The organism is Streptomyces sp. NA02950, from assembly GCF_013364155.1.
In the GTDB taxonomy this organism is placed as follows: Bacteria; Actinomycetota; Actinomycetes; order Streptomycetales; family Streptomycetaceae; genus Streptomyces.
Map to the genome: position 1 here is coordinate 400,589 of NZ_CP054916.1, position 21,437 is coordinate 422,025.

Genomic DNA, 21,437 nt, shown 5'->3' on the forward strand with positions numbered 1-21,437 from the left:
GTCCGCGGGCCTTTCCGCGTCGCGGCTCGCCCGCGGTCGTCGGAGCGGTGGCGTCGCGCCCGAGGTGGTAGCCGCCGATCCCCTTGACCGCCAGGACGGCTCCGCCAGTCAGCATGCGCCGGGTCGGCCACCTCGACTTTGATGCTGCTTACAAACAGGGTTCCGGCGCCGGCAGCGGCCACGCGTGCAGCAGGCGCAGCGTGAGCCGGCGCCATTCGGCCTCCTCGGCGGCCCATCGAGCGGTGGCAGGACTCTCGGGTGAACCGGCCAGTCCCACGGTGCCGACTGGCTCCATGGCGTCTGGCTCTGTTGCGTAAGAAGCTGGATGAGAGTGAACGAGTTCGCCTGCCCGAACAGCGTCGGCTGACCGAGCACGGCCCCTTCGGCGCATGTGGACCGTATGGGCCGGGGCTCGGAGGGGTGGAGTCCGGCACGAGAGGAGAAATGGCCAGTGACCATGCCCCTGGTGGTCGGCATCGACGGCTCCGAAGCGAGCCTCGAGGCGGTGGATTGGGCCGCAGGCGAGACTGCCCGGCACAAGCTGCCGCTCCACCTCGTGTGTGCCGCGGCGCCGGGCCAAGAGGCGTCCGACGTGATCAGCCGTGCCTCGGAGCGTGCCAGGATGGCCTCTCCCTCAACGCGTATGTCGAGCGAGGTACTGCATGAGGACGCGGCCTCCGCCCTGGTCAGCAAGGGGCGCAACGCCTTCGCGCTGGTGCTCGGATCCAGGGGGCTGGGAGACCTCGCCGGGATGCTCCTGGGTTCGGTCAGCCTGGCCGTGGCAGCGCGAGCCGACTGCCCGGTCGTCGTGGTGCGCGGCGCGCCGGAGCACCGGGACGCGCGGTTCGGGAGCGTTGTCGTTGGCGTCGAGGGCCGAGAGGGAAGTGACACGGCAGTACAGTTCGCGTTCCGCGAGGCCCATGTGCGGCGCTGCCGGCTGGTAGCGGTACACGCCTGGAGTGCACCGACCGGTGCTCCCTCCGAACCTCCGCCCCCGTACTGGTACGCCCTTGAGACCCACTGGCGCCCCCCGACGCAGGTGCTCGAAGACGCTCTGCGCGGCCCCGCAGAACGGTACCGGAACGCCACGGTTGACCGCCGGGTGGTTGAGGGACCGGCACGGAAGGCGCTGTTGGAAGCCGCGTCGGGCGCCGACCTACTGGTCGTCGGAGCCGGCAAGCGGCACGGACACATCGGCCTGCAGCTGGGCCTGATCAACCACGCGGTGCTGCACCACGCGCCGTGTCCGATCGTGGTCGTTCCGCATATATGAGAGCGATGTCAGGACCACGCCGACGACTGACCCGTAGGGCGTACTGGGAAGCCATCCACCAGGGCGGCCTTCGGCTCCTGTGACCGGTGTCTGCTGCCGTTCGATCGTGGTGGCGAACGGACCAGTACGTGTGCCGGAGGCCCGAACCGTCAGCGGTCCGCCGATGACCTGTGTAGAACGCAACGGCTACCGGCTGGCTGGTGGGCGGCATGACGGCGGTCGCGGTGGCGACGTCGACCACGGGAAGTTGTTCGACATGCTTCACGGCCATGGTCCGCTGCCTGGGCCAAGGGGCGCCGTCACCGGAGGCGTGCTCATGAGTTCCTCGGCCGTCACCGCCCCCGCCATGGCGATGTCGGACAGTCGCTTACGCTGCCGTACAGGCCCGGGGCACTGGCGGAGGTCCCCTCCTTGTCAGCGGTCGCCCCCGGGAGCACAGATCGATGGCACTCCCCTCCCCCTCCACGACAGGCAGGGCACTGACCTTCCACTGCTCCGTGGTGCGGACGATCTCCTCACAGCGCACGTCGTGCCCGAAGCCCCCAGTCGGAGAGCCGGTCCGCATGTCGCAGCAGGCCCCCGGCGGTGCGACGGTATTCACAGGGGGCTGAAGAGGAGGGTGATGGGGACGATGGACTTCCCGCTGGTTGTAGGCGTCGACAGAGCGGATCCCAGCCTGCACTCGGTGGACTGGGCAGTGGACGAAGAACGGGCCCCGACCGACCTCACCGACGCGCTGAGCCAGGCAGTACGGGAGTACCCCCAGGTCAAGATGTACCGCACGCCAGTCGAAGGCCCTGCCCACAAGGCCCTCCTGGAGGGGTCGGCCGATGCCGATCTGATCGTGGTCGGCGCTTTGATGCGGCGCGGCCACTTCGGTCCGCAGAGCGGCCGCGTGGCCCACGCCCTGGCGCGTCACTCCGAGTGCGCGGTGGCCATCATCCCTCAGCGGGCCTGAGCTCCCCGGCGTGGGCCACACGCGTGTACATCTCGAGGAAAGGAGAGGGGTGAGGGCGGCGGATGTCGGAGTGGACCTGGGAGTACGAGGGATACGACCCCGCCGCCGAGCGGCTGCGTGAATCGTTGTGCACGCTCGGCAATGGCTACTTCGCCACCCGTGGCGCGGTGCCCGAGAGCAGCGCGGGTGAGGTGCACTGCCCGGGGACCTACGTGGCCGGGTGTTACAACCGTCTGGAGTCGGCCGTGGCCGGGCGACAGGTGGTGAACGAGGACCTGGTCAATCTCCCGAACTGGCTATTCCTGCGGTTTCGTTGCCACTCCACCGAGGGATCGTGGGGCCCGTGGTTCTCCCTGGACACCTGCGCCGTCCTCGACCACCGGCACATCCTGGATCTGCGCCGCGCCACGCTCACCCGCACGTTCCGCTACCGGGACGAGGGCACGGGTGTGCTGGGTGTGGAGCAGTTCCGCCTGGTGCACATGGGAGATCCTCATGTGGCTGCGCTGCGGACGGTCTTCACGGCGGAGGACTGGTCGGGAGAGATCGAAATCGAGTCCGTCCTCGACGGCGACGTGATCAACAGCAACGTACGCCGTTACCGGACCCTCAACCACAGCCACCTGGCCCATGCACAGACCGGAGCGAACGAGCCCGACACGGTGTGGCTGCACTGCCGCACCAGCACCTCCGACATCGGTATCGCCATGGCGGTCCGAACAGTCGTCACCGGGCAGCCACCGGTCTCGTCGGGGCTTCATCCCGGCCGGCGACGTGCCGTCCACCGCCTGGTGATCCCGGTCGCTCCCGGCCGACCTGTCGGGGTGGAAAAAACCATGGCGCTCCACACCTCCCGCGATGCGGCGATCGGCAACCCGCTCGGTGCGGCGGTCGACCGGGCGTCCGCGGCCGCGGACTTCTCAGCCCTGCTGAACTCCCATGCCGCCGCGTGGGAGCAGTTGTGGCGGCGCGCGGAGATCCAGGTACCCGGCCAGGCCGGTCGCGTCCTGCGCTTGCATCTGTTCCACGTCCTGCAGACACTGTCGCCGCACACCGCGGATCTGGACGTGGGTGTACCGGCCCGGGGGCTGCACGGCGAGGCGTACCGGGGCCATGTCTTCTGGGACGAGCTGTTCGCGCTGCCGTATCTGAACCTGCACTTCCCGGAGGTCTCCCGGGCGCTGTTGAGCTACCGGTACCGGCGCCTGCCGCAGGCATGCCGGGCAGCGGCCGCGAGCGGCAGGGCCGGGGCGATGTATCCATGGCAGAGCGGCAGCGACGGCCGTGAGGAGACCCAGGAGCTGCATCTCAACCCCCGCTCCGGCCGCTGGCTGCCGGATCACTCCCGGCTCCAGCACCACGTCGGCTCAGCGATCGCCTACAACGTGTGGCAGTACCACGAGGCCACCGGCGACACCGAGTTCCTCCACACCAAGGGAGCGGAAATGCTGCTGCAGATCGCCCGCTTCTGGGCGGACACAGCGGTCTTCGACCCCGGGTCGGGCCGCTACCGCATCCGCGGCGTCGTCGGACCCGACGAGTACCACGACAGCTACCCGAACGCCGCCCGGCCCGGACTGGACGACAACACGTACACCAACGTCACCGCAGCCTGGGTCCTCAGCCGCGCCCTGGACCTTCTGCGGCGCCTTCCGGCATGGCGGCGAGAGGAACTGTTCGAGCGCGTGCGGCTGGACGGTGACGAACTCCCGAAGTGGCAGGAGGTCTCCCGGCGGCTGAGGGTGCCGTACCACCGGGGAGTCATCAGTCAGTTCGAGGGCTATGACGACCTCGCCGAGCTGGACTGGGAAGCCTACCGCGCGCGGTACGACAGCATCCGGCGGCTGGACCGGATCCTTGAGGCCGAGGGAGATACGGTCAACCGCTACAAGGCCTCCAAGCAGGCCGACGTCCTCATGCTCGGCTACCTGTTCTCGCCCAGGGAGCTGCGGCAGCTGTTCCAGCGTCTCGGGTACAGCCTGGACGACGACCTCTGGCGCAAGACCGTCGACTACTACCTTCAGCGCACCAGCCACGGCTCCACACTCAGCGGACTCGTCCACGGCTGGGTCCTCGCGCGGGTCAGACGTGCCGAGGCATGGAAGTACTGCCAGGAAGCCCTGGAGGCGGATATCGCCGATCTCCATGGCGGCACGACCGGCGAAGGCATCCATCTCGGCGCCATGGCCGGCACCCTTGACCTGGTCCAGCGCGGCCTGACCGGTCTGGAGACCCGCGAGGACGCCTTGTGGCTGGACCCCGTGCCGCTTCCGGCGATGTCCGAGTACGGATTCTCGCTGCGCTATCGCGGGCACTGGGGTGTCCGTGTACGGCTGCGGAGCGGGCAGCTGCGGATCGGTGTGCCCGACTCGGAGGAATCACCGCTACGCGTGGTACTGGCCGACCGAGCCGTCACCATCGCACCAGGAGAGACCTGCACACTTGTGCTGCCCACATAGATCGCCCTTCGGCTTGGGCTCCGAGCGCGGGGGCAATTCGGGCGGTAGGAGTAGCGGCCTTCGCTGCCTGGGCCGCCCCAACGGCACGGCCTCGGGAGACGTGTATGGAGTAGTCGGTATCGCTGCTAAGGGTGGGCTCTGATCACGGCTGCCCTGCGCGAGCTGTTCCCTACGCTCTGGCATCTCACCCGCCACGGCGACCTGAACGGACTCGCCGTGACGGAACTCGACTCCCAGCTCGACGCGCTCGCGGGGACGGCGCCCCGAGAGACAAGATCTTCAGCGAGAAGATCAGCACCCGGGTGCGGGCACCGACGGCATGCTCCACACCGCGCTCCGCCGCCGCGCGGGCGGCGAGTCCGTCGAGCAGATCCAGCCCGACCTGATCATCCCCACCGGCAAGCGCAAGGGCCAGAACCTCGCGGTGGCCAGCATCTGCCTCGCGCTCGCCGAGCACGCCAAGCGCGAGGCGTACCCCCGAAGCCGTCGAACAGGCCCACGCCGACTCCGCCGCCCTCCAGGTCGGCGAAGTCCCCGGACCCCGCCCCGCTCAGCCGGTTCCCCGGCATGCGCACAGGATGCGAAGAATCCACACTGGCCTGAAGGAGTACCGGTCGGGGCGGGGCCAGGCCTTGCGGGGCTCTCCCTGAGCACATCGCGACGCTCGAAGGAGACGACCATGACCACAGCACGGGAAATCATGCACGCCGGTGCCACCTGCATCCAGGAGAACGAGACGCTGGACGCCGCGGCGCGCACAATGAAGGAGCTGAACATCGGAGTCCTCCCCATCTGCGGACCGGACGACCGGCTCCACGGAATCATCACCGACCGTGACATCGTGGTGAAGTGCCTGGCCACAGGCAAGGACCCCAGGACGATGCCCGCGGGCCAGCTCGAGCAGGGCAAGCCCATCACGATTGACGCCGAGGCTGACGCCGGCCAGGTCCTCCGGACCATGGAGGAGCACAAGATCCGGCGCCTGCCGGTCATCGACAACCATCGCCTGGTCGGCATGATCAGCGAAGCGGATCTCGCACGCCGCCTGCCGGATGAGCAGGTGGGCCACTTCGTCGAGGCCGTCTGCGCGACTGCCTGAGCACTCGGCCGAGCGCCAGGTCGTCACTGGAAGGCGACGCGGATCTCCTGCTCGGTGGCGGCGTGGGAGACGACGAGGAGTTCGTCACCGGGCCGGAGCCGCATCTCGGGGGTGGGGACGGTGGGCCGGCCTTCGCGGATGACAGTGGCGATGACGCTGCCCTCGGGAAGGGTGATCTCGGCGAGCCTGTGGCCCGCGGCGCGGGACTGCGGCGTAATGGCAGTCTCGATCACGTCGACGCCGGCTTTGCTCAGGCGGAGGAGGGCCACGGTATCTGTGGCTCCGGTGGCTTCCTCGATGAGGGAGATGAGGGGGGTGGCAGCGGGGACCGCGGTGTCGACACCCCACCGCTGGTCGAAGAGCCAGGTGTTCTCCGCGTCGTTGACACGGGCCGCGACGCGCGGGACCACGAACTGCCGCTTGGCGAGCAGGCTGATGACGAGGTTGTCCTCGTCATTGCCGGTGGTGGCGATGAGGAGGTCGGCGGTGCGCGCGCCCGCGTGCTCGAGCAGAGAGGGCTCGCAGGCGTCCCCGGCGACGAGTCGTACGGGCAGGTGGCCTTCGAGTTCGGCGATGCGATCGTCGTCGATGTCGACGAGGGTGACGTCGTTGCGGGCCGCGGCGAGGACCTGGGCGATCTGGGTGCCCAGGCGCCCGCCGCCTGTGATGAGGGCCTTCATGTCCCGAGCTCCTTGTCCAGGAAGCCGCGCAGGCGGCCGACGGCGGTGGCGGCGACAGCAAAGGTGACCAGGTCGCCGGGTTCGGCCGGGGTGCTGTGGGCAGGCACCAGTGAGCGGCCCGCTCGGGTCACCTCCACGACGCGGATCTCTCCGTCGACGTCGAACTCGGTCAGCCGCCGCCCGTTGAGGTAAGCGGGGAGCTCGGAGCGGACGAGGAGTGTTTCGCCGTTGCCGAAGGTGAGTTCGGGTGTGAGGTGGCGGTGCAGCAGCATCTGGTGGATCTGGTGCACCGTCCAGCGGACGCTGGCGATGGTGGGGATGCCGAGCTCGCGGTAGATGTCGGCTCGGCGGGGGTCGTAGATGCGGGCGAGGACGATCGGGACCCGGTAGGTCTCCTTGGCTGTCCGTGCGCTGACGATGTTGCTGTTGTCCCCCGAAGTGACGGCGACGAGCGCGTCGGCGTGCTCGATTCCGGCGGCCTCGAGCACCGCGCGGCTGTAACTGTTGCCTTCGTGGAACTGCCCGGGGAAGCCGGCCGGCAGCAGCCTGCGGGTCTTCTGGCTGCGGTCGATGAGCCGTACGTCGTGGCCTTCGGCGACGAGCTGGGCAGCGAGCGTGGATCCCACCCGTCCACAGCCCGCGATGATCACTCTCATCCCGTTTCTCCTTCCGGGCTGGTCGGCCGGTGGCGGCGCAGCCACGCCTTGCGGATCTCCTCGGCGGTCAGCAGCAGTGCTCCGAAACCGGCGAGCACCGCCCAGTCGGCGGGGTCCAGCGGCGCGGTGTTGAAGACGGCCTGGAGTGGGGGCAGGTAACTGATGGCCGCCATCAGGGCGATGCCGAAGCATCCGGCGGCCAGCAGCCACGGGTTGGACAGCAACCCGATCCGGAACACACTCTGCCGGTCGCTGCGTACCGCCAGGGCGTTGAAGAACTGGCTGACGACGATGCCTGCCTGGACCAGCGTGATCGCCTCGCGGTAGACGGCGTTGTCCTCGGTGAAGTCGGAGTACGGGATCCCGGAGGCGTGGACGTGCCAGAAGAACACCGCGCACACGCCGAGCGCCTGGATGCCGCCCAGAAACAGGATGCGCCCCAGCACCGCGGTCGAGAAAAGCCGTTCGCGCCGGGAGCGCGGCGGCCGGTCCATGACATCGGGCTCCGCCGGCTCGGCGCCGAGCGCCAGTGCGGGCAGGACGTCGGAGCCGAGGTCAATCGCGAGGATCTGAACGGCGGTGATCGGAACCAGCGGAAAGCCGACGAAGGTCGCGGCAAGGATCGGGACCAACTCGGCGATGTTGTGGCTGAAGAGGTAGATCAGAAACTTGCGGATGTTCTGGTAGACGGATCGGCCGAGCCTGACCGCCGTGGTGATGGCGGCGAACGAGTCGTCCAGCAGCACCATGACGGCGGCTTCCCGCGCGACGTCCGTGCCGGAGGCCCCCATCGCCACGCCGATGTCCGCGTGTTTGAGGGCCGGGGCGTCGTTCGCCCCGTCGCCGGTGACCGCGACGACCTCTCCACGCCGCTGCAGCGCGGTGACCACCCGCATCTTGTGTTCGGGGCTGACCCGGCACAGCAACAGCTCACCCGAAGTGGCGAGCACGGCGTCGAGACCGCCGTCGTCAAGGGCGTCCAGCCGGGTGCCGGTCACGATCGCAGGCGCGGGCTGACGCACGATCCCGACGCGGCGGGCGATGGCCTCCGCGGTCAGCGGGTGGTCGCCGGTGACCATGACGATGCGGATCCCGGCCCGTCGGCAGGCGTCCACCGCGTCGCTGACCTCGGGCCGAGAGGGGTCGAGCATGCCGACGAGGCCGAGCAGGGTGAGCTCCGATTCGACCTCGTCCCGGGAGGGGCGGGGGTCGGGCAGGCGCCGTGTCGCCACGGCCAGCACGCGTAGCCCCTGGGAGGCGAGCTGGTCGTTGACGGCGGTCACCGCCGCGCGGAGTCCGCCTGTCAGAGGCCGCCGCTCACCTCGCCGGTCGATGACGGTGCAATGGGCGAGGAGCTCCTGCGGTGCGCCTTTGACGTAAGCGTGGTACCCGTCCGTCTCGGTGTGCACAGTGCTCATCAGCTTGCGGGTCGAGTCGAAGGGGTATTCCGCCACCCGTGGTGCGGCCGCTTCTTCGGCGGCGAGGTCCAGACCGGCCTTCGCCGCGACGACGAGCAGCGCCCCCTCGGTGGTGTCGCCGAGCACCCGCCAGCCCTCGTGACCCGACGGCGGAACCAACCGGGCGTTGCAGCACAGCCCTGCCGCCTTGAACAGTTCGCGGATCCTGCCCCGGTCGGTGACCTCACCGACTGGCGCGTACCCCACCCCGGACACGGCGTGCGACTCGCCGCCGGCCCACACCTGGACCACGGTCATCTCGGCCTGGGTGAGTGTCCCGGTCTTGTCCGTGCACACCACGGTGGTGGACCCCAGCGCTTCCACCGCCAGCAGCTGCTTGACCAGCGCGTGTCTACGGGCCATGCGCCGTACGCCGATCGCCAGGGACACCGACAGCGCCGCGGGCAGCCCTTCGGGGACGAGCGCGACCATCACCCCGAGCGCGAACACGAAGGTCTCCACGAACGGCTGCCCGATGGACGCCCGCACCGCGAACAGGACCGCTCCGATGGCCAACGCCACCCCCGCCACCCGACGGGCCATCAAGGCGACCTGACGTTGCAGGGGGGTCTTCTGCCGCGGTGCGGCAGCGGCGAGCCGGAAGATGCGTCCGAACTCCGTGGCCGCACCGGTGGCGAACACCACGGCCTTCGCGGATCCCGCCACGACATCGGTGCCCATGAAGGCGCAGTTGCGGGCCTGCAGCACTGGCCCTGCCGCCACCGGTTCCCCGGTACGGCCGACGGCGTCGCTTTCCCCGGTCAGGGCCGCGTTGTTCACCGAGACCTCGTGTGCCTCGATGAGCCGGCAGTCCGCCGACACCGCATCACCGGCATCCAGGACGACAATGTCACCGGGCACCAGGTGTTCGGCGGGCAGCTCCTGCGGCTCCCCGTCGCGCAGGACCCGGCAGGTGTGCGGCACCATCGCCTGCAACGACTCCGCCGTCCGCTCGGCCGAGTACTCCTGCGCGAAACCGATGGCCGCGTTCAATGCCACCACAGCCAGAATCGCCAAGGCCAGCTGCAAGGTGCCCACGTCACGCGGTTCCTGGAGCACATAGGCCAGGAACGTGATCGCCGACGCGACGAGCAGCACCATGGCGAAAAGGTCGGTGAACTGTCGGCCGAGATCCCGCCACAGCGCCCTACGCCCCGCTGTCGGCAGCTCGTTGGGCCCGAAGTGGTCGCGCCGCGCCTCCGCATCTGCCGAGGTCAGACCACGCGGCGAGGTGTCCAGTGCGGCAAAGACCTCCCCGCTCGGCAGGGTCTGCACCGCCGGGCCCCGCGGGCCGGCGGGGACCGCCGGCCCGCGGCGGCCCCCGTCCCCGGGCGTCAGTACGGGGGTTCCGGTACCCATCGGCGTGCGCCTCTGCCCGTCTTCGTCACAGCGCGGCCACGCGTACCGCAGTGACCTTGTACTCGGGACAGGACGTGGCCGTGTCCGTGTGGTCGGAGGTAAGACGGTTGACTCCGCTCGCCGGGAAGTGGAAGGAGCAGAAGACCTGGCCCGGGGGTGTCTGTTCACTGACGCGAGCGATGAGCCTGGCCTGGCCGTGTCGGCTCTCCACGGTGAGCGGCGCGCCGTCCCGCACGTCGTACCGGGCGGCGTCGTCGGGGTGGACGTCGAGGTGGTCGACGGGGTCGATGGCGAGGTTGCCGCCACGCCGGGTCATGGAGCCGGAGTTGTAGTGCGCCCAGCGCCGCCCGGTGACCAGGATCAGAGGAAAGTGGTCGTCGGGCTGCTCCCCCGGCGGCAGATACCGGGTGGCCGCCAGGCGGGCCCGTCCGTCCGCCGTGGCGAACCGCTCCCGGTACAGAGTGGCCTGTCCCGGACGTGCGGGGTCGGGGCAGGGCCAGGGGACGGCGCCCTCCCGGTTCAGCCGCTGATGGGAGAGTCCGGCGAAGTGCGGGGTGAGCCGGGCGCATTCGGCCAGGGCTGCCGCCGGGGTGGGGCACCCCAGGTCGGTGTGCATGGCCGCGGCGACAGCGTGGACGATCTCGAAGTCGGAACGGGCCTGGCCGGGTGGCGCGACAGCCGGGCGGACCCGCTGGAATCTGCGGTCGAAGTTGACGAAGGTGCCGTCCTTCTCCAGCCAGGACGCGGCCGGCAGCACGATATCGGCGTGGCGGGCGGTCTCGGACAGGAACAGCTCGTTGCACACGACCAGCGGACAGGCGTCCAGGGCCTGGGCCACCCGGTTGGCGTCGGGGTCGGTGGCACAGACGTCCTCGCCGACGACCCACAGCGCACGCAGCCTCCCGGCCCGGGCCGCCGCGAACATCTCGGGGATCCGCAGACCGGGCCGGTCGGGCACGGTGACACCCCACACGTCCTCCGCCCGTGACCGGACGGCCGGGTCGGTCACGGTCCCGTAGCCGGGCAGGACGTCGGGCAGGGCGCCCATGTCGGAGGCTCCCTGGACGTTGTTCTGCCCCCTCAGCGGGTTGACACCGAAACCGCGGCCGGTGCCGACGGCGCCGCGCAGGACAGCGAGGTTGGCCAGGGTCCGTACGCCGTCGGTGCCGTGGAGGTGCTCGGTGACGCCGAGGCCGTAGACGATGGCGGGGCACTCGGCCCGCCCGTAGAGCCGGGCGGCCGCCACCAGGTCCGCCGCGGGCACACCGGTGATGGCCGCCACCCGGTCCGGTGGATAGTCATCCAGCAGCTCGGTCAGCTCCGGCAGACCGGCGGCCCGGTCCCGCAGGAACGCGTGGTCGACGAGGTCTTCGGCGAGCAGCACATGGGCGAGGCCGTGGAAGAGTGCGACGTTGGTGCCGGGGCGTGGCCGCAGGTGCACATCGGCGTGCGCGGCGAGCCCCACGGCACGGGGGTCGGCGACGACGAGGCGGGCGCCCCGGAGCACCCGTTGCAGTAGTCGTGCGCCGACCACCGGGTGCGCCTCGACCGGATTGGCGCCCACGATCAGCAGGCAGTCGGAGCGCTCGACGTCGTCGAAGGTGTCGGTGCCGCCGGGGAGCCCGAAGGTGGCGGTCAGGCCGGCGGCGGAGGGTGAGTGACACAGCCGGGAGCAGTTGTCGACGCTGTTGGTGCCGATGACCACCCGCATGAACTTCTGGAGGAGGTAGTTCTCCTCGTTGGTGGCGCGGGCGGAGGAGATGGCCGCCACGGCGTCCGGGCCGCCTGCCCGGACGGCTGTGCGCAGCCCTTCGGCGACGTGGCGCAGCGCCTCGTCCCAGCCGACCGGCTCCAGACGGCCCTCGCGGCGCAGCAGGGGCCGGGTGAGCCGTTCTGGCGAGGTGCGGTATCCGCGGGCGAAGCGGCCCTTGACGCATGCGTGTCCCCGGTTGACCGGCCCGTCGCGAGCCGGCAGGACGGCTGCGATCCCGCCGTCCTCCGTGACCACGTCCAAGGTGCAGCCCACCCCACAGTAGCCGCAGGTCGTGCGGGTCCGGGTAGCCGCCCGGGAGCTCGCTGTGGTGAGTCCGGGCGCGGGTCCCGGTTCGACGATCGCTCCGGTCGGGCAGGTGTCGACGCAGCCGCCGCACGCGACGCAGTCGGACTGGGCCCACGGCCCGCCGGTGCCGGGGGCGACGACGGTGTCGGCGCCCCGACCGACCAGGGTGAGGGCGAAGGTGCCCTGCACATCCGCGCACATGCGCACGCACCGGTCGCAGGCGATGCACAGATCCCGGTCGAGGTGGACGTACGGGTGGGAGTCGTCGCCACCGCGGCCTCCGGCTCCGGTGGCCTTCCCCGGCCCGATCCCCAGCGACCGGCACACCTCGGCCAGTTCGGTGCGACTGCCGGGAGCCAGGGCCCGGGGCGGCAGGGCGGAGACGATGACCTCGACCGCTTGCCGGCGCAGCGCTCGCAGACCGTCGGTGGCGGCTTCGACCCTGGCGCCGGCGGCCGCCGGGGTGACACAGGACGCCACGACCCGGCCGTCGGCCCGTACCAGGCAGGTCCGGCAGGAACCCGCCGGGCTGAACCGGTCGTCGTGGCAGAGCGCGGGCAGCTCGATCCCGGCCCCGCGAACGGCCGCAAGCAGCGGGACCCCTTCGGGCACGTCGACGACGACGCCGTCGACCTCGATCGGAGTCACTGGTCCCACCCCGCGAGGGGCTCTCCGTAAGCCCGGGCAAGGCTGCGGACGGCGAGCGGGATCCGCAGCCCGAAGGCGCACAGGCTCGCCTCGGCGAGGACACGCGAAAGCCTTCCGTACTCCGCACCGGGCAGGGCACCCGCGACCGCCAGCTCCAGGCCTCGGCGCGAGCCGACCCGGCAGGGCGAGCAGGCCCCGCAGCTCTCAGCGGCGGCGAACTCCCATAGGTGCCGCAGAACGTCCTGCGGGGCCACGTGACGGTCGAAGGCGACCAGACCGGCGTGGCCGAGAGCGGCGCCGCGGGCCGCCAGCCCCGCCTCACTCAGCGGCACCTCCAGCGCGTCGGCCGCGAGGAAGCCGCCCAGCGGGCCGCCCACCTGGAGGGCTGCCAGCTCCGCGCCGCCCTTCAGACCACCGCCGAGTACGGTGACGATCCACCGCACCGAGGTGCCCAGCTCGACCTCGTACACGCCCGGCCGGGCAAACCGCTCGGACAGGCACACCAGCTTGGTGCCGGATTCCCCGGAGGTCCCGCGTCGGGCGTATGCCGCACCACCCCTGGAAACGATCCACGGCACGGCCGCCAGCGTCTCGACGTTGTTCACCACCGTCGGCGCGTCCCACAGCCCGGCTTGCGTCGGATAAGGCGGGCGTGGCCGGGCACAGCCCCGGCCACCCTCCAGACCGGCGATCAAGGCGGTCTCCTCACCCGCCACATACGATCCGGCGCCCCCGACCACCTGGACGTCCACCGTGGTGTCCGTCCCGTGCACCCGGAAGCCGAGATGGCCCGTGGCATAAGCGCTGGTGACCGCTTCCCTCATGCGCGTCAGCGCCCGTGGGTATTCGGAGCGCACCAGCACCACGCCCCGGGCGGCCCCGCAGGCGAAACAGGCCAGCGCCAGCCCCTCCAGCACCCGGTCCGGATCGGCTTCCATCAGCAGCCGGTCGGCGTAGGAACCGGGGTCGCCCTCGTCCCCGTTGGCCACCACCACGGCGCCCGGAGCACCGCCAACGGTGGACCATTTCATGGCCACGCCGAATCCCGCGCCGCCACGCCCCCGCAGCCCCGATTCCGCCACCTGCCGATGGACGTCCTCCGGCCGGCGCGTGGCCACCACGTGCGGCCACACCTGCCACGGACGCTCCCCCGACACCACCCCACCGAGCAGCACAGGGTCGCCGGTGGCGTCGGCCGCGGGGATCTCGGGCGCCGCCCGCGGCGGCACTCGGCCGGTGAGCTGGTCGGCCAGGTCGGGGCCAGTGCGCGGCGTGTCACCGTCGAGGATGGCGGGCCCCGCATAGCAGTACCCGAGGCAGCGGACGGCCTGCAGTGATGTCTCCCCGTCCGGTGTGGCGTTCCCCGCGGCGACCCCTAGCCCGGCCTCGACCTCGGTGATATGGCTACCGGATCTCGCGGCGAAGCAGGCCGCCGCACTGCACACCCGGACATGGCGGCGGCCGTGTGGGGTGGCGAGATCCGCGAAGTACGAAGCCGGGCCCAGCGCGGCGGCGGCCGACAGGCCGACGCGAGTGCCGGCCACGGGCGCCCAGGTCCCGGGAGGGTCAGCCGTCCCGGCCCGGGCGTCGGCCAGATCTGCCATCAACCGGTCCCCCGGCCGCCCTCGCCGGGCGGCCAGGGCCCGGAAGGCGTCGTAGCGCTCGGCAGGGCGCGGGGCCGGCATGCCTTCATCGTGCGGCCGGTCTTCGTGAGCCGCATCCGGTGTCCGGCGCCGGAGCCCGTCATCCCCGCGATAAGGGCCGATCTGGCCGTCCGGCGGAAACCGGGGCGGTGCGAGCGTGGCCCGGGGGTACTCAAGGCGGACGAGTCGGCCGCAGGAGAGGCGGTGGGGATGATGGCGCTTCCGTTGGTCGTGGGTGTCGACGGATCGGAATCCAGTTTTCAGGCGGTGGACTGGGCCGTGGACGAGGCGGCGCGCCATGAGGTGCCCCTGCGCCTGGTCTACGCCTCCCGATGGGAGCGCTACGAGGGACGTCTCCCCTCGTTCGGCACCGGCCGTCCTTCGGCGGAGGTCGTGGCCGAGAACATCATCGCCTCCTGCGCGGACCGCGCGGCGTCACGCAACCCGGAGGTGAAGGTGTCCGCCGAGGTCCTGGCCGAGGACACGGTGTCGGCTCTGCTGCGCGAGGGCCGTGAGGCGTTCGCCGTGGTCACCGGATCCCGCGGCAGAGGCGAGATGGCGGACATGCTTCTGGGCTCGGTCAGTCTGGCGGTGGCGTCACGTTCACTCTCCCCCGTGGTCGTGGTCCGCGGCGCGGAGCGCAACCGCCAAGGTGCCTTCGGACGTGTGGTCCTCGCGGTCGGGGATGTCGCGGAGGGGGCGGGGGCCGTCCGGTTCGCCTTCCGCGAGGCTCGGGCGAGGGACGCGGAACTCCGCGCCGTACGCACCTGGCGGCGCCCGTCGCACTCACACGCGGGCCAGTCGCTGCTGATGCACGAAGCGAGCACCCTCGTCTACGAGGAGCAGGCGGCGACTGTCCTCAACGAGGGGCTGGACGAGGTGGAGCGTGAGCAGGGTGGCGCGATCGTATGCCACCGCGATGTGGTCGAGGGTCCGGCGCACCGGGTCCTGCAGGACATGTCGGTCCAGGCCGACCTGCTGGTCGTCGGCGCCCTGCGCCGCCGCGACCACACCGGGCTGCAACTCGGCCGGGTCAGCCACGCCGTGCTGCACCGAGCGGCGTGCCCGGTCGCCATCGTCCCGCAGCGGAGCTGACCGCGTGGTCCCAGCGCGTCACCACACCGGAATCGCCCGCGATACGGCACTCGATCGCGCTCGTGCCCTTTCCCGTGGGCGCGGCCTGCCATCCCGCGGCCAGGGTCGCGCCGACCGGGCGGCCGCGCCGCCGGGCCGCGACGCCCCGTGGAATGGCCCAGTCCGGCGCGACAGGGCCGCGCGCGGTACGGACACTGGGATCGAGGGCCGAACCTGAGGAGAGGCCGTGGCCGGACTCCGGGATTTTCTGCTGCGGTTCCGCCCGGTCGGGTCGCCGGGCCGGGCGTCGCCCGGTGGCGTGCCCGCGGACCGTACCGCGGAGCTCGCCGCCGAGTTGGAACCGCCGCTGGCGCTCCTGGAAGGAGCCGAGGACGAAGCCCGGCACATCCGCAACAGCGCGGCCCGTGAGGCGGCGGCGAAGCGGCGCGCGGCCGAGCGCCGGGCCGAAGAGATCGTGGAGCACGCCCGGGACCGGGCCCGGGAGGTGCGGGCGACGAGCGCGGCGAGGGTCCGCCGGGATGCCGAGACCGAGGCGGCGGAACTGCTCGCCACAGCCCAGCGGGAGGCGGCCGCGGTACGCCGCCGGGCCGAGGAGCGTATGCCCGCTCTCCTGGACCGGGTGGCGCGCCTGGTCGCCGAGGACATCGGCACCCCGCGAACCCCCACCGGGGAGCCCCCATCGTCCGGAGGGCCGGACTCTGGACGGAGGGATCCGTGATGGGCGCCGGATGGGTGGCCGGGGTGACGCGTGCCAGGGCCATGCTCTCGCGGGCCCTCGGCAGGGCGGAGGCCAAGGAGGTGGCTTCGGCACCAGGGCTCGACGCCGCCGTTCGCCACCTCAGCGCCTCGCCCTACGGTCGGGGGATGCTTCCGGGGACATCGCTGGACGACGCCCAGCGAGCGGTGACGGCTGCCCTTCTGTGGCATCTGCGGGTGCTCGCCGGCTGGCAGCCACTCAGTGGCGCGAGCGCCATCCGTCTCCTCGCCTCCGGGTTCGAGATCGCCAACGCGGAGGACCATCTGCGCACGCTGACGGGCACCGGCCGAGCCCGGGCGCCGTACCGGCTGGGCGCTTTGGCGATGGCCTGGCCCCGGCTGGCCCGTACCGGCTCGCCGCGGCAGCTGCGGGCCGCGCTGGCCGCTTCCGGATGGGGGGACCCCGGGGCGGCCACGCCGGCGGCGGTGGCCGTCGGAATGCGGGTGTCCGCCGCGGTGCGTACGGCGACGGCCGTGCCGGAGGCGGCGCGCTGGGCGGCGGGGCGGCTCGCCCTGCTGGTGGGGCGGCACGTGTTCGTCGCCCGCCGCCCCTTGCCGCGCGTGTCCGCGGAACGCGCGGAGCGGCTTCTCGGAGCGAAAGCCGTGGCCGCGGCGTCCTTCGCCGACTACCGGCGCGAGCTGCCGCCCGCCGCTCGCTGGGCCGTGGCCGGACTCGCGGGTGAGGCCGACTTGTGGCGGGCGGAGGGGTGGTGGTGGGACCGTCTGGACGAAGACGGTCGGGCACTGCTGCGCGGCTCCCGCCCCGGCCGGGCGACGGTCTTGGGCGCGGTCGCCGTGCTCTCCGCGGATGCCTGGCGGGTTCGCGGCGCGCTGGAGGGCGCCGCGCGGGGCGGCGGATGTGTGGAGGCATGCGATGCGCCGGCCTGAGGCGATGGTCCCGGTCCGCATGCGCCGGGTGGCGATCGTCGCCCCGCGGGACGCGCTGCGGGACACGCTGGTGCGCGTCGCCGAAGCCGGCTGCGTCGAGATCGACTACACCGAGGGTGGAGGTCCGGGCGTTCCCGGGCAGGGATCCGCCTCCCATCGGCTACGGCGCTCGCGGGCGGAGCCGGAGCGTGCCGTGCTCAGCGCCCGGGCACCCGACCTCGATGCGCTCGAGCGGGCGGGCCGCACCGATCTGCTGGCCGGTGAGGCTCAACTCGAGGAACGCCGGGAAAGCGCGGTACGGCGCGGCACCGTCGCGGCAGTCGCCGGGTGGTGTCCCGCCGCCGACATTCCCGCCATGGCGGAACGTCTGACCACGGCGGGAGGGGCGCTGGTGCCCCTGCGCGCACCGCGCGGAGCGGAGCCGCCGACGCTGCTCCGTGAAGCCGGTGTGGTACGGCGTTCGTTCGTGCCCCTGGTGCGGACGTACGGGACGGTGCCGTACCCGGATCTCGACCCCACCATGCCCGCGGGCATCGCCTACGTGGTGATGTTCGGGGTGATGTTCGGTGACGCCGGGCACGGGGCCCTGCTGCTGCTCGCGGGGCTCGCGCTGCGTCTGGGCCTACCGCACCGGGCCGAGTCCCTGCGCCCGCTGTGGCCGTTCATCGCCGGGGCGGGACTGACCAGTTCCCTGGCGGGTGCCGCTTATGGCGAGTTCTTCGGGCCGACCGGGGTCCTGCCGGTGCTCTGGCTGAACCCCCTGCGGGACCCGCTGCGACTGCTCACCGCGGCCATCGGATTCGGCGCAGTGCTGCTGGCCCTGGCGTACGTGGCCGGCATCGTCAACCGCTGGCGGGAAGGCGGGCCGGTGAACGCTCTGTTCGCACTCACGGGAATCGCCGGGGCGATGCTCTACCTGGGCCTCGTCGTCATGGGCGGCGGTGTCTGGCTGGGCCGCACCGCCGTCGTGGCGGGCGCCGTGATCGCGAGTGCCGGCCTCCTCATGGCCGGATCCGGACTGTCCGCCGTGACCGGCGGTGGCGTGGAGGGCGCCGTGCAGGTCGGGATCCGGCTCTTCGACGGGGTGCTCCGCATCGGGTCCAACGTCATCTCCTTCGCCCGGCTCGCGGCGTTCGGACTCACACATGCCGCGCTCGGCGCCATCGTGTGGCATGGCACAACGGCACTGGCGGAACGGGGCGGTGCGGCACTGCTCGCGGCTGCGACGCTCTTCGTCGCCGGCAACGCTCTCGCCTTCGCGCTGGAGGCGCTGGTGGCCGGGGTGCAGGCGCTGCGGCTGGAGTTCTACGAGCTCTTCTCCCGGGTCTTCGAGACCCAGGGGCGGCCCTTCCGTCCCTGGCGCCTGCCTGTGCTGAACGGTGAGGGGCACGCGGCGACCGCGCCACGAGGCGGGGCGACGTACGAGGAGGCCATGTGATCGCCTGGTTCATCGCTCTCCCGGTCGTCGGCGTGATGCTGGCGATGGGTCGGCTGCTGCTGCGACGGTCCCGCCACACAGCTCTGCGGTGGGTGCTCGCCGCCAACGCCATGCTGTTCACGGGAGCGGTGGCCCTGCTGGTGTTGGCCCTCGGCAACGAATCCGCGCAGGCGGCGGCACCCGCCGCGGCTCGCGATTCCGGTGCCGCCTCGGCCGCTCTGATCGGGGCAGCCATCTCGGTGGCCGGAGCCTCCATCGGCGCGGCGATCGCCGTCGCCTACACCGGTGCCGCCGCGGTGGCGGCGCTCAGTGAGCGCCCGGAACTCTTCGGCCGTGCGATGGTGATCGTCGGACTGGCCGAGGGCATCGCCATCTACGGGCTGGTCGTCGCCATCATCCTGATCGGGAAGTCCTGATCATGGGACGGGTGGCGGCCCTCGGGGAGCGGACGCGAGTGGCGGGGCTCGCCCTGGCGGGGGTCACCGTCGTGGCCGCCGAGGAACCGGACGCGGTCCGCGAAGCCTGGCGTGCCCTTCCGCCCGGGACCGAGCTGGTCATCCTCACGCCCACCGCAGCGGACGCGCTCGGTCCGGAACCGCTGGAGGGTCTCCACCCGCTCACCGTGGTGATGCCGTCATGAGGAAGCCACCGTCCGATCAGGCGGTACCCGCGCTCGCGCCGGTACGCGCGGAGTTGCTGCGCACCGCGCGGACCGAAGCGCGGGAGGTCCTCGACCGGGCTGACCAGGAGTCCAGGGCGGTGATCGGTGAAGCGCGGACCAGAGCACGTTCGATCATTGAGGGGGCCCGCCGGCAGGGCGAGGAAGAGGGCGCTGCAGCCGCCCACGGCATCCGGGCGGACGCGCGCCGAACCGCCCGGGCATGTGAACTGGCCACCCGCAAAGCGGCGTATGAAGAACTGCGCCGCCGAGCCTTCGCACATGTCCGTCAGAAGTGGGGCCCGGCAGGCCAACCGGCCGTCGGGAACCGGCTGCGGGAACGTGCCCTGTGGTTGCTGGGCCCGGACGCCGAGATCATCGAGGCCCCCGGCGGAGGTGTGGTGGCCCGTGCGGCGGGCCGGCGGGCCGAATGCACACCGGACAGTCTCACTGCCCGTGCGCTGGACCGGCTCGGTGCCGAGGTGGAGACGCTGTGGTCACAGTGAAGGGAGCCGGCGAAGCACGCGGACGGCGCGCGGACCGGGAAGGGCCGGTGCGTCCCAGCCGCGTTCTGCGGGTCGCCGGACCCCTCGTGGAAATGGAGTACGCGGGCGACACCGCGATGCATGATGTGGTCTCCCTCGGCGAGTCCGGAATTCCCGGCGAGGTGGTGTCGATCAGCGGCGGTGTGGTGACCGCCCAGTCGTACGAGTACACGGGCGGCCTGGCCCCCGGCGACGCGGCACGCTCCCACGGGGAACCGTTGTCCGCGACGCTCGGTCCAGGGCTCCTCGGGGGTGTGTTCGACGGCCTGTTGCGGCCGCTGTCCGGCAGCGGGGACTGGCTGCTGCCCGGGGCCGCCACCCGGGCCCGGACCACGGACCGCAGCTGGTCCTTCGCGCCGACCGTGGGCGAAGGAGTACAGGTCGCCGAGGGCGGCGTGCTGGGGGAGGTCCGGGGCAGGGGGCCGCTGCGGCTCCGGGTTCTCGTGCCGCCGGGGGTCAGCGGGGCGGTGAACGGTATCGCTTCCCCGGGGCGCTACCGGCAGGACGCGGTAGTGGCCGTCGTCGACGGCGCGGAGGTCCGGATCAGCGCCGTGTGGCCGATCCGCCGGCCGCGTCCGGTACGGGCGCGAGGCGGCGAGCCGGAGCCGCTGCACACCGGGCAACGGGTGATCGATCTGCTCTTCCCCGTCGCGCGCGGCGGCACGGTGGCCGTACCGGGCGGTTTCGGCACGGGGAAGACCATGCTGCTGCAGCAGATCGCCAAGTGGTGCGACGCGGATGTGATCGTGTACATCGGCTGCGGGGAACGCGGCAACGAGATGGCGGACGTCATCGCCGAGCTGTCCACGCTGGAGGACCCGCGCACCGGCGGACGGCTCGCCGACCGGACGGTGACCGTCGCCAACACGTCCAACATGCCGCTGATGGCCCGTGAGGCCGGCATCCATACGGGCGCCACGGTCGCCGAGTACTTCCGCGACATGGGTCTGGACACCGTCGTGATCGCCGACTCCACCTCGCGCTGGGCCGAGGCCCTGCGCGAATTCGCCTCACGTACCGGCTCGCTGCCCGCCGAGGAGGGCTATCCGGCCGGGCTGGCGTCCGCGATCGCGGCCTTCTACGAACGCGCGGGAGCCGTGACGACGCTGGGAGGCCACCGGGGCTCGGTCACCGTCATCGGGGCCGTGTCCCCGCCCGGCGGGGATCTGACCGAACCGGTCACGGCTCACACCGAACGCTTCGTGCGCGATCTGTGGTCGCTCGATCGCGACCTCGCCTACGCCCGCCACTACCCGGCCTTGTCCTGGGCGGGGTCGTTCTCCCGGGACGCGGCACCGCTCACCGCGCGGCGGATGGCCGCGGGCGAACCCGCCTGGTCCACCCGGCGCGACCGACTGGCCGCGGTGCTGGCGGAGGCCGACCGGCTGACGGACCTGGTCGACCTGGTCGGTATCACTGCCCTGCCCGACCCCGAACGCGTCAGCGTGCTGGCCGGGCGTCTGGTGCGCGAAGGAGTGCTGCAGCAGAACGCACTGTCCGCCAACGACGCGTACTGCGGCCCGGACAAGGCCGCGGCACTGGCCGACGCCGTCCTCGCGGTCATCGACCGCTGCCGGGAACGCGTCGGGTCCGACGTCCCCGCGGCAGCCGTCGAGGCGGTGGACTTCGGGCCGGTGCTGCGGGCGCGCGAGGAGGTGGGCCCGCATGACACGGCGGGAGTGGCGGCGCGCCGGGACACCATGCTCGCCCGGCTCGAGGAGCTGCGGTGAGCAGCCAACTCCCGACCGTCCCCGGCGGGGCGGGCG

General features: G+C 71.9%; 17 protein-coding genes and 1 pseudogene. 12 read left to right on the top strand and 6 right to left on the bottom strand.

The genetic code is table 11. The features are described from left to right. Positions 1 to 157: 157 nt before the first annotated feature. Positions 158 to 295: pseudogene (locus HUT19_RS42600) on the bottom strand (universal stress protein); the annotation flags it as partial. Between the two features lie 156 nt (positions 296 to 451). Between HUT19_RS42600 and HUT19_RS01445 the strand changes: the two are divergent. The 4 genes from HUT19_RS01445 to HUT19_RS01460 all read left to right on the top strand — a co-directional run bounded on the left by HUT19_RS01445 (position 452) and on the right by HUT19_RS01460 (position 5,789). Beyond that, positions 452 to 1,273 carry a universal stress protein gene (locus tag HUT19_RS01445; protein ID WP_176178687.1) on the top strand — a complete coding sequence of 274 codons (822 nt, stop codon included), beginning with the start codon at positions 452 to 454 and terminating at the stop codon, positions 1,271 to 1,273. Positions 1,274 to 1,895: 622 nt separating this feature from the next. After that, on the top strand, positions 1,896 to 2,231 hold the full coding sequence (locus HUT19_RS01450; RefSeq protein ID WP_176178688.1) for a universal stress protein: 336 nt from the start codon (positions 1,896 to 1,898) through the stop codon (positions 2,229 to 2,231). Between the two features lie 62 nt (positions 2,232 to 2,293). Beyond that, on the top strand, positions 2,294 to 4,690 hold the full coding sequence (locus tag HUT19_RS01455) for a glycoside hydrolase family 65 protein (RefSeq protein ID WP_176178689.1): 2,397 nt from the start codon (positions 2,294 to 2,296) through the stop codon (positions 4,688 to 4,690). A gap of 679 nt (positions 4,691 to 5,369) precedes the next feature. Then, a complete protein-coding gene (locus tag HUT19_RS01460; RefSeq protein ID WP_176178690.1) occupies positions 5,370 to 5,789 on the top strand; it encodes a CBS domain-containing protein in 420 nt (139 codons plus the stop codon). 23 nt (positions 5,790 to 5,812) lie between these two features. Here the strand turns inward: HUT19_RS01460 and HUT19_RS01465 are convergent, their stop codons facing one another. Genes HUT19_RS01465 through HUT19_RS01485 form a run of 5 tightly spaced genes read right to left on the bottom strand, consistent with a single transcriptional unit; the run spans position 5,813 to position 14,333 of the window. Further along, positions 5,813 to 6,469 carry a TrkA family potassium uptake protein gene (locus HUT19_RS01465; protein ID WP_176178691.1) on the bottom strand — a complete coding sequence of 219 codons (657 nt, stop codon included), beginning with the start codon at positions 6,467 to 6,469 and terminating at the stop codon, positions 5,813 to 5,815. Next, positions 6,466 to 7,125: a TrkA family potassium uptake protein gene (locus HUT19_RS01470; RefSeq protein WP_176178692.1), complete on the bottom strand. Its 660-nt coding sequence runs from the start codon at positions 7,123 to 7,125 to the stop codon at positions 6,466 to 6,468. The genes HUT19_RS01465 and HUT19_RS01470 overlap by 4 nt, the downstream gene beginning before the upstream one ends. Then, on the bottom strand, positions 7,122 to 9,941 hold the full coding sequence (locus HUT19_RS01475) for a cation-transporting P-type ATPase (protein WP_176178693.1): 2,820 nt from the start codon (positions 9,939 to 9,941) through the stop codon (positions 7,122 to 7,124). The genes HUT19_RS01470 and HUT19_RS01475 overlap by 4 nt, the downstream gene beginning before the upstream one ends. Before the next feature lie 25 nt (positions 9,942 to 9,966). Then, positions 9,967 to 12,648 (bottom strand): formate dehydrogenase subunit alpha, encoded by a 2,682-nt coding sequence (fdhF, locus tag HUT19_RS01480; RefSeq protein WP_176178694.1) that lies wholly within the window; start codon positions 12,646 to 12,648, stop codon positions 9,967 to 9,969. Beyond that, on the bottom strand, positions 12,645 to 14,333 hold the full coding sequence (locus HUT19_RS01485; RefSeq protein ID WP_176178695.1) for an NAD(P)H-dependent oxidoreductase subunit E: 1,689 nt from the start codon (positions 14,331 to 14,333) through the stop codon (positions 12,645 to 12,647). Before HUT19_RS01485 ends, fdhF begins: the two co-directional genes overlap by 4 nt. A 171-nt stretch (positions 14,334 to 14,504) precedes the next feature. Here HUT19_RS01485 and HUT19_RS01490 point away from each other — a divergent pair, with 171 nt between their 5' ends. From HUT19_RS01490 to HUT19_RS01525, 8 genes are all read left to right on the top strand, one after another. Continuing rightward, positions 14,505 to 15,386: a universal stress protein gene (locus tag HUT19_RS01490; protein WP_176186349.1), complete on the top strand. Its 882-nt coding sequence runs from the start codon at positions 14,505 to 14,507 to the stop codon at positions 15,384 to 15,386. Positions 15,387 to 15,612: 226 nt separating this feature from the next. After that, a complete protein-coding gene (locus tag HUT19_RS01495) occupies positions 15,613 to 16,104 on the top strand; it encodes a hypothetical protein (protein ID WP_176178696.1) in 492 nt (163 codons plus the stop codon). Then, on the top strand, positions 16,104 to 17,030 hold the full coding sequence (locus HUT19_RS01500; protein WP_176178697.1) for a V-type ATPase subunit: 927 nt from the start codon (positions 16,104 to 16,106) through the stop codon (positions 17,028 to 17,030). Before HUT19_RS01495 ends, HUT19_RS01500 begins: the two co-directional genes overlap by 1 nt. Further along, on the top strand, positions 17,017 to 18,468 hold the full coding sequence (locus HUT19_RS01505; RefSeq protein ID WP_176178698.1) for a V-type ATPase 116kDa subunit family protein: 1,452 nt from the start codon (positions 17,017 to 17,019) through the stop codon (positions 18,466 to 18,468). Before HUT19_RS01500 ends, HUT19_RS01505 begins: the two co-directional genes overlap by 14 nt. Then, positions 18,465 to 18,884 carry an ATP synthase subunit C gene (locus HUT19_RS01510; RefSeq protein WP_217712226.1) on the top strand — a complete coding sequence of 140 codons (420 nt, stop codon included), beginning with the start codon at positions 18,465 to 18,467 and terminating at the stop codon, positions 18,882 to 18,884. The genes HUT19_RS01505 and HUT19_RS01510 overlap by 4 nt, the downstream gene beginning before the upstream one ends. 2 nt (positions 18,885 to 18,886) lie before the next feature. Beyond that, on the top strand, positions 18,887 to 19,108 hold the full coding sequence (locus HUT19_RS01515) for a hypothetical protein (RefSeq protein WP_254885366.1): 222 nt from the start codon (positions 18,887 to 18,889) through the stop codon (positions 19,106 to 19,108). Further along, positions 19,105 to 19,632, top strand: a complete 528-nt coding sequence (locus HUT19_RS01520; protein WP_176178449.1) for a hypothetical protein — start codon at positions 19,105 to 19,107, stop codon at positions 19,630 to 19,632. Before HUT19_RS01515 ends, HUT19_RS01520 begins: the two co-directional genes overlap by 4 nt. 47 nt (positions 19,633 to 19,679) lie before the next feature. Next, a complete protein-coding gene (locus tag HUT19_RS01525) occupies positions 19,680 to 21,401 on the top strand; it encodes a V-type ATP synthase subunit A (protein ID WP_254885367.1) in 1,722 nt (573 codons plus the stop codon). Positions 21,402 to 21,437: the final 36 nt, after the last annotated feature.

Bases quoted from the DNA above. Each gene is read 5' to 3' on its own strand.
- HUT19_RS01450 (WP_176178688.1), top strand. From the start codon at position 1,896: ATGGGGACGATGGACTTCCCGCTGGTTGTAGGCGTCGACAGAGCGGAT.
- HUT19_RS01455 (WP_176178689.1), top strand. From the start codon at position 2,294: ATGTCGGAGTGGACCTGGGAGTACGAGGGATACGACCCCGCCGCCGAG.
- HUT19_RS01460 (WP_176178690.1), top strand. From the start codon at position 5,370: ATGACCACAGCACGGGAAATCATGCACGCCGGTGCCACCTGCATCCAG.
- HUT19_RS01465 (WP_176178691.1), bottom strand. From the start codon at position 6,469: ATGAAGGCCCTCATCACAGGCGGCGGGCGCCTGGGCACCCAGATCGCC.
- HUT19_RS01470 (WP_176178692.1), bottom strand. From the start codon at position 7,125: ATGAGAGTGATCATCGCGGGCTGTGGACGGGTGGGATCCACGCTCGCT.
- HUT19_RS01475 (WP_176178693.1), bottom strand. From the start codon at position 9,941: ATGGGTACCGGAACCCCCGTACTGACGCCCGGGGACGGGGGCCGCCGC.
- HUT19_RS01485 (WP_176178695.1), bottom strand. From the start codon at position 14,333: ATGCCGGCCCCGCGCCCTGCCGAGCGCTACGACGCCTTCCGGGCCCTG.
- HUT19_RS01490 (WP_176186349.1), top strand. From the start codon at position 14,505: ATGGCGCTTCCGTTGGTCGTGGGTGTCGACGGATCGGAATCCAGTTTT.
- HUT19_RS01500 (WP_176178697.1), top strand. From the start codon at position 16,104: ATGGGCGCCGGATGGGTGGCCGGGGTGACGCGTGCCAGGGCCATGCTC.
- HUT19_RS01505 (WP_176178698.1), top strand. From the start codon at position 17,017: ATGCGCCGGCCTGAGGCGATGGTCCCGGTCCGCATGCGCCGGGTGGCG.
- HUT19_RS01515 (WP_254885366.1), top strand. From the start codon at position 18,887: ATGGGACGGGTGGCGGCCCTCGGGGAGCGGACGCGAGTGGCGGGGCTC.
- HUT19_RS01520 (WP_176178449.1), top strand. From the start codon at position 19,105: ATGAGGAAGCCACCGTCCGATCAGGCGGTACCCGCGCTCGCGCCGGTA.